13 protein-coding genes are annotated in these 12,822 nt (G+C 74.4%); 11 read left to right on the top strand and 2 right to left on the bottom strand.

Features of this window, described 5'->3' with window-relative positions; all coding sequences use genetic code 11:
• The first annotated feature begins 256 nt into the window (after positions 1–256).
• The 10 genes from J7W19_RS23385 to mutM all read left to right on the top strand — a co-directional run bounded on the left by J7W19_RS23385 (position 257) and on the right by mutM (position 10,164).
• Positions 257–1,900, top strand: a complete 1,644-nt coding sequence (locus J7W19_RS23385) for a DAK2 domain-containing protein (protein ID WP_040889185.1) — start codon at positions 257–259, stop codon at positions 1,898–1,900.
• Between the two features lie 67 nt (positions 1,901–1,967).
• On the top strand, positions 1,968–4,184 hold the full coding sequence (gene recG / locus J7W19_RS23390) for an ATP-dependent DNA helicase RecG (RefSeq protein WP_158688760.1): 2,217 nt from the start codon (positions 1,968–1,970) through the stop codon (positions 4,182–4,184).
• A gap of 115 nt (positions 4,185–4,299) precedes the next feature.
• Positions 4,300–4,743 (top strand): cupin domain-containing protein, encoded by a 444-nt coding sequence (locus J7W19_RS23395; RefSeq protein ID WP_004942794.1) that lies wholly within the window; start codon positions 4,300–4,302, stop codon positions 4,741–4,743.
• Between the two features lie 105 nt (positions 4,744–4,848).
• Complete coding sequence (gene rsmD, locus J7W19_RS23400; protein ID WP_004942793.1) at positions 4,849–5,457, top strand: 16S rRNA (guanine(966)-N(2))-methyltransferase RsmD; 609 nt, start codon at positions 4,849–4,851, stop codon at positions 5,455–5,457.
• Positions 5,454–5,966: a pantetheine-phosphate adenylyltransferase gene (coaD, locus tag J7W19_RS23405; RefSeq protein WP_040889183.1), complete on the top strand. Its 513-nt coding sequence runs from the start codon at positions 5,454–5,456 to the stop codon at positions 5,964–5,966. The genes rsmD and coaD overlap by 4 nt, the downstream gene beginning before the upstream one ends.
• A gap of 107 nt (positions 5,967–6,073) precedes the next feature.
• On the top strand, positions 6,074–7,222 hold the full coding sequence (locus J7W19_RS23410) for an ATP synthase F0 subunit B (protein WP_040889180.1): 1,149 nt from the start codon (positions 6,074–6,076) through the stop codon (positions 7,220–7,222).
• Positions 7,223–7,465: 243 nt separating this feature from the next.
• Positions 7,466–8,062, top strand: coding sequence for a YceD family protein (locus J7W19_RS23415; RefSeq protein ID WP_004942785.1), 597 nt, complete (start codon positions 7,466–7,468; stop codon positions 8,060–8,062).
• A gap of 2 nt (positions 8,063–8,064) precedes the next feature.
• Positions 8,065–8,238, top strand: a complete 174-nt coding sequence (gene rpmF, locus J7W19_RS23420) for a 50S ribosomal protein L32 (protein WP_003951102.1) — start codon at positions 8,065–8,067, stop codon at positions 8,236–8,238.
• Positions 8,239–8,257: 19 nt separating this feature from the next.
• Positions 8,258–9,211 carry a ribonuclease III gene (gene rnc, locus J7W19_RS23425; protein WP_233478159.1) on the top strand — a complete coding sequence of 318 codons (954 nt, stop codon included), beginning with the start codon at positions 8,258–8,260 and terminating at the stop codon, positions 9,209–9,211.
• Positions 9,212–9,297: 86 nt separating this feature from the next.
• On the top strand, positions 9,298–10,164 hold the full coding sequence (mutM, locus tag J7W19_RS23430; protein ID WP_004942780.1) for a bifunctional DNA-formamidopyrimidine glycosylase/DNA-(apurinic or apyrimidinic site) lyase: 867 nt from the start codon (positions 9,298–9,300) through the stop codon (positions 10,162–10,164).
• Positions 10,165–10,168: 4 nt separating this feature from the next.
• On the opposite strand, the gene J7W19_RS23435 is transcribed toward mutM, so the two are convergent.
• Positions 10,169–10,588: a winged helix-turn-helix transcriptional regulator gene (locus J7W19_RS23435; RefSeq protein WP_004942778.1), complete on the bottom strand. Its 420-nt coding sequence runs from the start codon at positions 10,586–10,588 to the stop codon at positions 10,169–10,171.
• Between the two features lie 129 nt (positions 10,589–10,717).
• Here J7W19_RS23435 and J7W19_RS23440 point away from each other — a divergent pair, with 129 nt between their 5' ends.
• Complete coding sequence (locus J7W19_RS23440) at positions 10,718–11,302, top strand: flavodoxin family protein (RefSeq protein ID WP_004942777.1); 585 nt, start codon at positions 10,718–10,720, stop codon at positions 11,300–11,302.
• Between the two features lie 116 nt (positions 11,303–11,418).
• On the opposite strand, the gene J7W19_RS33125 is transcribed toward J7W19_RS23440, so the two are convergent.
• Complete coding sequence (locus tag J7W19_RS33125; RefSeq protein WP_233478160.1) at positions 11,419–12,810, bottom strand: CAP domain-containing protein; 1,392 nt, start codon at positions 12,808–12,810, stop codon at positions 11,419–11,421.
• Positions 12,811–12,822 lie beyond the last annotated feature (12 nt).

Genomic DNA, 12,822 nt, shown 5'->3' on the forward strand with positions numbered 1-12,822 from the left:
ACCCTCGCTCACGCGAGGACGACAGGCACGTACGGTGAATCCCTGCGTGCCGAGATCTCAGAGAGCGACCGGCAGTGTCAGGGGGATGGCCTGACTCTCGTCAGGCAACCGGAGCAGCATACAACGACCGCTCCAGGACAACGAAACTACCATGACCGGCCCGTATCCCGCCCGGCCGGCCCGGTGGAGCGGCCCGCACGACTACTGTGCCCACGGGTCACCGCCCACCGCCACCCACCCCGAGGAGGACCCCCAGGTGCCGCACCCGCTCGACGCCGCCGCGGTACGCGCCTGGTGCGCCCTGGCGCTCGACGCCCTGGGCCGGGCCCGCGAGGAGATCGACGCGATCAACGTCTATCCCGTGGCCGACGGCGACACCGGAACCAACCTCTACCTGACCGCCGAGTCCGCGGTCCGCGCCGTCGAGGCGGTCTTCGAGGCGCACGCCACCGCCGGGCCCGGCGCCCGCCCCGGCCTGTCGGAAGCGGTCCGGGCCATGGCCCACGGCGCCCTGATCGGCGCGCGCGGGAACTCCGGCACGATCCTGGCGCAGCTGTTCCGGGGCATGGCGGAGGTGCTGAAGGACAGCGGCGGGAGTGACCAGGGTCACCTCCTGGGTCGCGCGCTGCGCCGCGCCGTGGACTCCGCGTACGAGGGCGTCGCCCGGCCCGTCGAGGGCACGGTCCTCACCGTGGCCGCCGCCGCGGCCGACGCCGCCGCCCGGACCGAGGGCGACGCCGCCGCCGTGGCCCGCGCAGCGCACACCGCCGCCCGTACGGCCCTGGAGGCCACCCCCGGCCAGCTGGCGGCCCTCGGCCGGGCAGGGGTGGTCGACGCGGGCGGCAAGGGCCTGGTGGAGGTCCTGGGGGCGCTCGTGGCGGCGCTGGAGGGCGGCGCCACGCCGGACGCCCGCCCGGCCCGGATCTCCGCCCCCCGCCCCGCCGACGGCTGCCCGGCCGGGGGCGCCCACGGCGCCGCGCCCGGGACGGGCCCCGCCTTCGAGGTGATCTACCTGCTGGAGGCGGACGACGCCGCCGTCGCCCGGCTCCGCGCCCGGCTGGACGCGCTGGGGGAGTCGCTCGTCGTCGTCGGGGGCGACGGCCTCTGGAACGTGCACGTCCACGTGGACGACGCGGGGGCCGCCGTGGAGGCCGGCGTCGACGCCGGACGCCCGTACCGGATCCGCATCACCCACTTCGGCGCCGCCGCCGACGAGCGCACCCGCGCCCCCGAGCCCGCCCAGCGGGCCGTCGTGGCGGTCGTCCCCGGCGAGGGGCTGGCCGCCCTGTGCGCCGAGGCCGGCGCGACCGTCGTGCCCGTCCGGCCCGGCGAACCGCCCGCCAGCGGTGAGCTGGTCGAGGCGGTCCGGCGCGCGCACGCCCGCGAGGTCGTCCTCCTGCCCAACGACCCCGACCTGCGGCACACCGCCGCCGCGGCGGCCGAGCAGGCCCGCGCCGAGGGCGTCCGGGTCGCCCTCATCCCCACCCGCTCCCCGGTCCAGGGCGTCGCCGCCCTCGCCGTCCACGAGCCCGGCCGCCGCTTCGACGAGGACGTCGTCGCCATGACCTCCGCCGCCGGCGCCACCCGCTACGCGGAGCTGACCGTCGCCGAGAGCCGGTCCTGGACCATGGCGGGCGTCTGCCAGGCCGGCGACGTGCTCGGGCTGATCGACGGGGACGTCGCCGTCATCGGCGCCGACCTGGCCGCCACCGCCGCCACCGTGCTGGACCGGATGCTCGCGGCCGGCGGCGAACTCGTCACCCTCGTCGTCGCCGACGACGCCCCGGCCGGCTTCGCCGAGGGCCTGGAACGGCACGTCCGCGGCGGCCACCTCGCCGTGGACACCGTCGTCTACCGGGGCGGCCGGCAGCCCGCGCCCCTGCTCATCGGCGTCGAATAGCGGTGCTGCCCGGCGTTGTCAGTGCCGTGGTGTGCAATGGGACGTGCCCGTACCCGACGTCCGGAGGATCCGGAGAACCCCGGAGAGCACTGTGCAGCTCGACCAGCCCCTGAAGAAGATCCTCGGCGGCACCACCGCGAAGGTGATGGCCGAGCACCTCGGCCTGCACACCGCCGGCGACCTCCTGCACCACTACCCGCGCCGCTACGCCGAGCGCGGCGAGCTGACCCGCCTCGCCGACCTGCCGCTCGACGAGCACGTCACCGTCGTCGCCCAGGTCTCCAAGGCCGCCATGAAGACGTTCAACCAGGGGCGCGGCGTCCGCCTGGAGGTCGTCGTCACCGACGGCAGCGGCGCCCTGACCCTGGTCTTCTTCGGGCGCGGCGCCTATGCGCGCGAGAAGGAGCTGGTCCCGGGCCGCCGCGGCATGTTCGCCGGCAAGGTGTCGGTGTTCAACCGCTCCCGGCAGCTGCTCCACCCCGACTACGAGCTGCTCGACCGGGACAGCGGCGCGGAGGCCGCCGCGGACTTCGCGGGCCGGCTGCTGCCGCTCTACCCGGCCTGCAAGCAGTTCCAGTCCTGGAAGCTCACCAAGGCGGTGGACACCCTCCTCGACCTCTTCGAGGCCGACGGCTGGCGCGGGCTCGTCGATCCCCTGCCGCCCGCGCTCCGCGAGGGCCGCGGCCTGGCCGAGCTGCCGGACGCCTTCCGCAAGGTCCACCGGCCGCGCACCAAGGCCGACATCGAGGACGCCCGCGCCCGCCTGAAGTGGGACGAGGCGTTCGTCCTCCAGGTCGCCCTCGCCCGCCGTCGGCACGCCGAGACCCAGCTCCCGGCGGTCGCCCGCAAGCCCGCCCCCGGCGGCCTGCTCGACGCCTTCGACGCCAAGCTGCCGTTCACCCTCACCGACGGCCAGCGCACCGTCTCCGCCGAGATCTTCGACGACCTGGCCACCGAGCACCCCATGCACCGGCTCCTCCAGGGCGAGGTCGGCAGTGGCAAGACCATGGTCGCGCTGCGCGCCATGCTCGCCGTCGTGGACGCGGGCGGGCAGGCGGCGATGCTGGCGCCCACCGAGGTGCTGGCCCAGCAGCACCACCGGTCGATCACCGAGATGATGGGCGAGCTCGCCGAGGGCGGTCTGCTCGGCGGCGCCGACCAGGGCACCAAGGTCGTCCTCCTCACCGGTTCCATGGGCGCCCCGGCCCGCCGCCGCGCCCTGCTGGACCTGACGACCGGCGAGGCCGGGATCGTGATCGGCACCCACGCCCTGATCGAGGACAAGGTGCGGTTCCACGACCTGGGGCTGGTCGTGGTGGACGAGCAGCACCGCTTCGGCGTCGAGCAGCGGGACGCGCTGCGCTCCAAGGGAAAGCAACCGCCGCACCTGCTGGTGATGACCGCCACGCCGATCCCGCGCACGGTGGCTATGACCGTCTTCGGCGACCTGGAGACGTCCGTCCTGGACCAGCTCCCCGCCGGCCGCTCGCCCATCGCCACCCACGTCGTCCCCGCCAAGGACAAGCCGCACTTCCTGACCCGCGCCTGGGAGCGGGTGCGCGAGGAGGTCGAGGGCGGGCACCAGGCGTACGTGGTGTGCCCGCGCATCGGGGACGAGGAGGAGGGCACGAAGCGGAAGCCCGGGGAGGGGCCGGACGACCCCGAGAAGCGGCCGCCGCTCGCCGTCCTCGACGTCGCCGCGCAGCTGGCGAAGGGGCCGCTGGCGGGCCTGCGCGTGGAGGTGCTGCACGGGCGGATGCAGCCCGAGGCCAAGGACGACGTCATGCGCCGCTTCGCCGCCGGCGAGGTGGACGTCCTGGTGGCCACGACCGTGATCGAGGTGGGCGTGAACGTCCCCAACTCCACCGTCATGGTGATCATGGACGCGGACCGGTTCGGCGTCTCCCAGCTGCACCAGCTCCGCGGCCGGGTCGGCCGGGGGTCCGCCCCCGGCCTGTGCCTGCTGGTCACCGAGGCCGGCGAGGCGAGCCCCGCGCGGGCCCGGCTGGGCGCGGTCGCCGGCACCCTGGACGGCTTCGAGCTCTCCCGCATCGACCTGGAGCAGCGCCGCGAGGGCGACGTCCTCGGCCAGGCCCAGTCCGGCGTCCGGTCCTCCCTCCGGATGCTCACCGTCATCGACGACGAGGAGGTCATCGCCGCCGCCCGTGACGAGGCGGCGGCCGTGGTCGCCGCCGATCCCGAGCTGGAGTCCTTCCCGGCGCTCCGCACGGCCCTGGACGCCCTGCTGGACGAGGAACGGGAGCGGTACCTGGACAAGGGGTGACACCGGGGGAGCGGCGCGTGTTGCCGTTCGAGCAACAAAGGTTGCTCGTCCGGGCACCGCCGCCGCAGCCTGATGCCCGGCCGACAGGGGCCGCAAGTGATCAGGGAGGCAGCCGATGACCGTGCAGCGGAACGCCGCGACCACGCCGGACACCGACGGGGACGCGAAGCCCAACAACCGGGTCCACCACGTGCGCGCCGGCGAGCTCGACGGCTACGCCGCCATCAGCGGCCACACCGTCGGCTCGCGGAAGCTGTGGATGGGCATGGTGGAGAACCCGCCGCTGAGCGCGACCGACAACCACCACCACGGCGCCTCGGAGGCCGGCATCTACGTGGTCAGCGGGCACCCGGTGTTCGTCTTCCACGACGGCACGGAGGAGGTGCGGATCACCGCCCACCCCGGCGACTTCCTCCTCGTCCCGCCGTTCGTCCCGCACCGGGAGGAGAACCCCTCGGCGGACGAGCCGGTGGTCGTGGTGATCGCGCGCACCACGCAGGAGCCGATCAAGGTCTCCGTCCCCGAGCTCTACCAGCTCACCGAGCTCCCGGCGGAGTAGGCGGCGGGCGGAGCCCCGGGGCGGGTCCCCGGGGCACGGCCTACGCTGAGGGCAGCGGCGAACCCCCGCCGCCCTCCGCCCGCACCCCCGAAGGACCCCACCCCCATGACCCGCGTGATCGCCGGAACCGCCGGCGGACGCCGCCTCGCCGTACCGCCAGGCACCGGTACCCGTCCGACCTCCGACCGGGCGCGCGAGGGCCTGTTCTCCACCTGGACGGCCCTGCTGGGCCCGCTGGAGGGGGCCCGCGTCCTCGATCTCTACGGCGGGTCGGGCGCCGTCGGCCTGGAGGCGCTGTCGCGCGGCGCGGCGCACGCGCTGCTGGTGGAGGCCGACGCCCGGGCGGCGAAGGTGATCCGGGACAACGTCCGGACGGTCGGCCTGCCGGGCGCCGAGGTGCGCACCGGCCGGGCCGAGCAGATCGCGGCGGGCCCCGCCCCGGCCGCCCCCTACGACATCGTCTTCCTCGACCCGCCCTACGCGGTCACCGATGACGAACTCCGCGAGATCCTCCTCACACTCCGCGCCGGTGGCTGGCTCGCCGAGGACGCGCTGGTCACCGTCGAGCGCGCCACCCGGGGCGGCACGTTCCACTGGCCCGAGGGCTTCGAGGGGCTGAGGGCCCGTCGCTACGGCGAGGGAACCCTTTGGTACGGTCGCGCCGCCTCGGCGTGCGGCACCGACAACGCTCCGAGCACGTCACGCACGCCATGAACGCACCGGAGAGCGAGGAACCACCGTTGTTGCGCCGCGCCGTCTGTCCGGGGTCGTTCGACCCCGTCACCAATGGACACCTCGACATCATCGCCCGCGCTTCCAGGCTGTACGACGTCGTGCACGTGGCCGTGATGATCAACAAATCCAAACAGGGCCTCTTCACGGTGGACGAGCGGATAGACCTGCTCCGCGAGGTCACCGCCGAGTACGGGAACGTGGAGGTGGAGTCCTTCCACGGCCTGCTGGTCGACTTCTGCAAGGACCGCGGCATCCCGGCCATCGTCAAGGGCCTGCGGGCGGTCAGCGACTTCGACTACGAGCTCCAGATGGCCCAGATGAACAACGGGCTCTCGGGCGTCGAGACCCTGTTCGTCCCCACCAACCCCACCTACAGCTTCCTCTCCTCCAGCCTGGTCAAGGAGGTCGCGGCCTGGGGCGGCGACGTCTCCCACCTGGTCCCGCCGGCCGTGCTGGACGCCCTCACCGAGCGCCTCGCGCGCGGCTGAGCCGCCACCCGGAACCGACACTCGTCAGTAGCTGCCGGGCGGCGGCCGGCGGCCGTACAGTCGTGGCGTTCGTAGCCGTCGTCCGGGAGAGAGTGGCGAGCGTCAAGGTGGACGTCCAGAAGAAGCTCGACGAGATCGTCGCGACGGTCGCCGGGGCCCGTTCGCTGCCCATGTCCGCGTCCTGCGTGGTCAACCGGGCCGAACTGCTCGGCCTCCTGGAGGAGGTGCGGGCCGCCCTGCCGGACTCCCTCGCGCAGGCGAGGGAGCTGATCGGCGGCCGGGAGCGGCTGGTCGCCGACGCCCGCGAGGAGGCCGAGCGGATCATCGAGTCCGCCCGCGCCCAGCGCGGCTCCCTGATCTCCGACACCGAGGTCGCCCGCGAGTCCCGCGAGGAGGCCGACCGCATCCTCGCGGAGGCCCGCCGGGAGGCCGCCGAGATCCGCGCCCAGGCCGACGACTACGTCGACGGCAAGCTCGCCAACTTCGAGGTCGTCCTCACCAAGACCCGCGGCTCGGTCGAGCGCGGCCGGGAGAAGCTGCTCGGCCTCGGCGACGGCTCCGGGACCCCCGAGGACTCCGCCGACGCCCCCGAGCGCAGCGGCGACCCGGTCATCCAGCGGCAGAACGCCGACGCCTACGTGGACGCCAAGCTCACGGCCGTCTCCGCGGTTCTGGCCAAGACGCTGGAGGCGGTCGGCCGCGGCCGGGAGAGGCTGCTCGGCGCCCGCCCGGCGGACGAACTGGGCGCCCACCTGGCCGCCCAGGACGGCCGCCCGGCGGCCGACCGCCCCGCCACGGACGCCGACTTCCTGGCGGAGCTCGCCGCCCACCCGGCCCCGGCCGCCGAGCCGCGGTCCGACTGGGCCTCCCCGGCCCCCCGGGCCCCCCGGCAGGAGCCGGCCCCGGAGCCGGCGTACGGCGGCTGGCAGCAGTACCCCGGCCAGACGGACCCGTACGCGGCCGGAGCGGCCGGCGGGACCACCGGCGGCCATCCCGGGCAGGAGGCGGGCTACGGCTGGCCGGCCCAGGACGCGGGGCAGCAGGCGTACGGACACGGGTACGGACAGGGCTACGACCAGGGGTACGGTCAGGGCTACCCGGCGGCCCACCAGCCGGTCCACCCCGCGCCGGACGCCCCGCTGGAGGGCGTGGTCGTCGTACCGCCCCAGGGCGGCGCCGCGCTCGACGAGACCAGCTTCTTCGACACGAGCATGATCGACCTCGAACAGCTCCGGCGCTACGAACAGGGGCGCTGAGCCGGTCCCGGCCGGTCCCGGAGGCGGCCCCGGGCGCGGGCCCGAAGCCGGTGCGGAAGGCACGATTGGGCCAGGGGCGGACCGTCCAGTATCCTGACTGTTCGGTCGCGCGTACATTCGCGATCCCGGCTGCCCGCGGCGTGGCGTACGAGGTTTCGTACGGCGCGCGATCACGGGCCGCCTTCGCCGCAGCGTAGAAAGCAGGAAGCCCTGAACGCCCGCCTCGATCACCGTTCCCCCCTCGTGTTCGACACGCACGAGCTGGGCCGGCGTCCCGGTGCGCTGAAGCGGCTCTCCCGCTCGATCCCGGCCCCGGCCGACCTCGGCATCGAGGTCATCGGAGTCGCCGAGGGCGCGACCGTGGAGCTCGACCTCCGACTGGAGTCGGTCATGGAAGGGGTGCTCGTCACAGGCACCGCCCGTGCGCCGCTCACCGGGGAGTGCGTAAGGTGTCTGGAGCCGCTGGAGCGAGAGCTCGAGGCGGACTTCCAGGAGATGTACTCCTACCCCGACGCCGACAGCCGGAACCGCCCCGTGGCGGAGCCCGCTGACGACGACGAGGACGAGGAGGACACGCTCTTCCTTGAGGGCGACCTGTTCGACCTCGAACCCGTGCTGCGGGACGCGGTGGTGCTCTCACTGCCGCTGCAGCCGGTGTGCCGGGAGGACTGCCCGGGTCTGTGCCCCGAATGCGGGGCGCGGCTCGCGGACGACCCGGACCACCACCACGACGTCCACGACATTCGCTGGGCGGCACTGCAGGGACTCGCCGTATCCGACCAGGACGGCGAGATGGACAACGCACCCCGGTCCGCCGGGGATGACTCACAGGAGAAGTAGCCGTGGCTGTTCCGAAGCGGAAGATGTCGCGCAGCAACACGCGCCACCGCCGGTCGCAGTGGAAGGCTGCGGTCCCCACCCTGGTGGCGTGCGAGCGCTGCCACGAGCCGAAGCAGCAGCACATCGCGTGCCCGAGCTGCGGCACCTACAACAAGCGCCAGGTCCTCGAGGTCTGATCGGCGGGTGACAGGCTCCATGTCAGACGCCAATACGCCGTCCCGCGGACGCGGGACAGGATCCGGACCGGCGCCACAGGACGCAGCCTCGTCTCACACGCTTCTGGAAGGGCGGCTCGGGTACAGACTCGAGACCGCCCTTCTGGTGCGTGCGCTGACCCACCGCTCCTACGCCTACGAGAACGGCGGTCTGCCCACCAACGAGCGGCTGGAGTTCCTCGGTGACTCCGTCCTCGGCCTGGTGGTCACGGACACGCTGTACCGCATCCACCCCGACCTGCCCGAGGGCCAACTGGCCAAGCTGCGGGCCGCGGTGGTCAACTCGCGGGCGCTGGCCGAGGTGGGACGCGGTCTCGACCTGGGCTCGTTCATCCGGCTCGGCCGGGGCGAAGAGGGGACCGGCGGCCGTGACAAAGCCTCCATCCTCGCCGACACCCTGGAAGCGGTGATCGGCGCCGTCTACCTCGACCAGGGGCTCGACGCCGCCGCCGAACTGGTGCACAGGCTCTTCGACCCGCTGATCGAGAAGTCCTCGAACCTCGGCGCCGGCCTGGACTGGAAGACCAGCCTCCAGGAGCTCACGGCGACGGAGGGGCTGGGCGTGCCCGAGTACCTCGTCACCGAGACGGGTCCGGACCACGAGAAGACCTTCACGGCTGCTGCCCGCGTCGGTGGTGTCGAGTACGGCACCGGCACCGGCCGCAGCAAGAAGGAGGCCGAGCAGCAGGCGGCCGAGTCCGCCTGGCGCGCCATCCACGGTGCGGCCGAGGCCCGGGCCAAGGCCGCGGAGGCCGAACGAACCGGGAAGCCGGCCACGGCTGCCCCGGCCGCCAAGCCGGTCAAGCAGCAGGACAAGGCCGTCAAGGCCGACGGGACGACGGCACCCGCCGCGACCGGCACCGCGTCCGCGGAGCCGGTCGTCGACGGGGACACCGATCCCACCAGTGGCGGAGCGCAGCCCGCCGCGCAGTGAACCACCGGCCGGCCCGGGGTGCTTTCCGCACCCCGGGCCGGCCGTTTCCCGTTCGCCCCCACAGATGCCGTTCCCGGAGGAACACCGTGCCCGAACTGCCCGAGGTCGAGGTCGTCCGGCGCGGGCTGGCGGCCTGGGCGTCCGGCCGCACCGTCGCCTCCGTCGAGGTCCGGCACCCCCGGGCCGTCCGCCGGCACCTCGCCGGCGCCGCCGACTTCGCCGCGCAGCTCACCGGGGAGCGGCTGGGCCTCGCACGGCGCCGGGGCAAGTACCTGTGGCTGCCGCTGGAAGGGCCCTCGGGCCGGGCCGTCCTCGCCCACCTGGGCATGAGCGGCCAGCTCCTCGTCCAGCCGGAGGACGCGCCGGACGAGAAGCACCTGCGGGTCCGGCTGCGGTTCGACGACGCCGCGGGCACCGAGCTGCGCTTCGTCGACCAGCGCACCTTCGGCGGGCTCTCGCTCCACGACACCGTGCCGGGCAGTGCGGACGCGCTGCCCGACGTCATCTCCCACATCGCGCGCGACCCCCTGGACCCGGCCTTCGACGAGGCCGCGTTCCACGCCGCGCTGCGCCGCCGCCGCACCACGGTGAAGCGCGCCCTGCTCGACCAGTCGCTGATCAGCGGGGTCGGGAACATCTACGCCGACGAGGCGCTGTGGCGCTCGCGGCTGCACTTCGACCGCCCCACAGCCGGTCTGACCCGTCCCCGCACGGCCGAACTCCTCACCCACATCCGCGAGGTCATGAACGAGGCGCTGGCGGCCGGCGGTACCAGCTTCGACAGCCTCTACGTCAATGTGAACGGCGAATCAGGCTATTTCGACCGCTCGTTGGACGCCTACGGGCGGGAGGACGAGCCCTGCCGGCGCTGTGGCACGCCCATGCGGCGCAGCCCCTGGATGAACCGGTCCAGCTACTTCTGCCCGCGCTGCCAGCGGCCGCCGCGCGTCTGAGCCGTCAGGCCGGCCGGTGGCAGGCGTCGTACCGCTCCCGTGCGGCGTCGATGTCCGCCTGCCGCTCCTGCACCAGCTCGATCACGCCCATCAGCCGCTTGGCGACCTCTTCGCCCAGCGGCGTCAGGCGGTAGTCCACCCGCGGCGGGTTGGTGGGCTGTGCCGTGCGTTGCACCATTCCGTCCCGCTCCAGGGCCTGGAGCGTCTGGGACAGCATCTTCTCGCTGACGCCCTCGACGCGGCGGCGCAGCTCGTTGAAGCGGAGGGTGTTCTCCAGCAGCGCGGTGAGGGCGAGCGAGCCCCAGCGGCCGGTGATGTCGAACAGGGTCTCCCGGGACGGGCAGTCGCGGGCGTAGACGTTGAAGGCGAGCGCCTCGGTACAGGTGATCTTCCTGGTCGGTGCTGCGGTGCCGTCGGCTGTCATAAACCCAGCGTACTCTCCCGCAGCGCTTCCTCAGGGGTTGCGCTAACCAAAAGTTAGTGCTTTCCTTTGGTTATCGGCACGGCCCGCAGCGGCCGGCCGGCCCCCTCAGCTCTGCCTCAGGAGACCCCCATGACCACGCCCGTTGTCTCGATCGCCTTCCACTCCGGCTTCGGCCACACCGCCGTCCTCGCCGAGGCCGTCCGCACCGGCGCCGCCGAGACCGGCGCGACCGTGCACCTGATCGAGGTCGACAAGATCACCGAGGAGCAGTGGGCGCTGCTCGACGCCTCCGACGCGATCGTCTTCGGCTCGCCGACCTACATGGGCACGGCCTCCGGCGCCTTCCACACCTTCGCCGAGGCGACCTCCAAGCGCTGGTTCACCAACGCCTGGCGCGACAAGCTGGCCGCCGGCTTCACCAACTCCGGCTCCAAGAGCGGCGACAAGCTGCACACCCTGCAGTTCTTCGGCATCCTGGCCGGCCAGCACGGCATGCACTGGGTGAGCCTCGGCCTGCACCCGGGCTGGAACACCTCCGAGGCGTCGGAGAACGACCTCAACCGCCTCGGCTTCTTCCTCGGCGCCGGCGCCCAGAGCAACAACGACCAGGGCCCCGAGGGCGTCCACAAGGCGGACCTTGAGACCGCCGCGCACCTCGGCCGCCGCGTCGCCGAGCAGGCCCGCGTCTTCGCGGCCGGCCGCGCCGCCCTCTGACGGCGGCGCCCCCACGGCGCCGAACGCCGCTCCCCCCACACACCGACGGGCGGGCTGCACCCCGGAGTTCCGGGACGCGGTCCGCCCGTCGGCGTGCGGGGCCTCGCCGTGCTCCCTCAGTACCCGAAGTCCTGCGTCCACCACGGGCCGCCCGCGCCCTGCTGGACGCCGACGCCGAGGGTCCGGTAGTCGCAGTTGAGGATGTTCTGCCGGTGTCCCGAGCTGCGCATCCACGCGTCGACCACCGCGTGCGCGTCGGCGTGGCCCCGGGCGATGTTCTCCCCGCCCAGATTGCGGACGCCGTGCCGGGCCGCCCGGTCCCAGGGGGAGCGGCCGTCCGGGTCGGTGTGGTCGAAGAAGCCGCGTCGCGCCATGTCCTCGCTCATCGACTGGGCGAGGGAGGTGAGCCGCGCGTCCGTGTGCAGCGGCCGGCAACCGGCCTTCGCCCGCTCGGCGTTGACCAGGGCGACGACCGTCCGCGCCGCGGCGCCCCGGGTGTCGGCGGCGGCCTCGGCGGACGCCCGCGCGCCCGTCTCGGCGGCCTGGTCGGCGCGGTCGGCCCACAGCCGGGCGGACGCCGCCGCGTCCCGCCGGTGCGCGTCGACCGCGACCCGGGCCGCGGCGGACGCCGACGCGGCGGTGGACGAGCCGGACGTGCCGGATGGACGGGACGGGGCGGTCGCGACGGTGGAGGCCGTGGTCGTCTCCGCGACGGCCGGCGGACGCCCGGCGGACGTCCGGGCGACGGCCTGGACCAGCGAACGGGCGCTCCCGCGGTCGTACGCCGTGCCCACCGCCGTCCCCGGCCGCGCCACCGGGACCGTCGGGCCGGTGTGCCCGGCCGTCGGCGGCTGCCCGGGCCGGGCGCCGGGCGGCACCTCGATCGGGGCGTCGGCGCGGACCTGGCCGCCGGGGACCCCGCCGCGCCCGCCGCCGCTGTCCCCGACGGTCAGCGGGTTGCCGGGCAGCAGGCCGGAGACCATGGCCACGGCTCCTATGGCCACCGCGGCGGAGGCGCCGAGCAGGCCGGTCCGGGCGGGGGCCTTCGCCTTCTGCGTCTTCGGCGGGCGGACCGCACCGCCGCCGACGGCCCCGCTCCTCACCGCGGCGGCCCGGCCGCGCGCCGCCTTCTTCTCCTTGGGCTGTTTCTCCGGCTTCTCCGGCCGCGAAGCCGGCGCCTTGCCCAGGCCGCCCTCGGGCGTCGCGGCCCGCCGCTCCCCGCGCCCGGCCCGGCGCCGGCCGCGGTGCCGACCCGGACCGGCCGGGCGGCACTCGTCCGCCGCGGACGCGCCGGGACCGGTGCGCGTGTCACCGGCCGGGCGGGGGGCCTCCACCGGCACCGCCACGGGGAGGGGCACGGTGGGCGCCTCGTCCGGGTCGTACGGCACGACGGCCGCGTGCGAGGGGAGCGTCGGGGTCGATGTGAGGGCCTTGGCCGTCTCGGTCGTCTCGCTCGTCAGGGGATCCCTGGATGCCCGGGGACTCGCTGTCGCTTCTTCGGAGGTCACGGGGGCAGAGCG

The sequence above is a fragment of the Streptomyces mobaraensis NBRC 13819 = DSM 40847 genome, assembly GCF_017916255.1.
Taxonomy (GTDB): domain Bacteria; phylum Actinomycetota; class Actinomycetes; order Streptomycetales; family Streptomycetaceae; genus Streptomyces; species Streptomyces mobaraensis.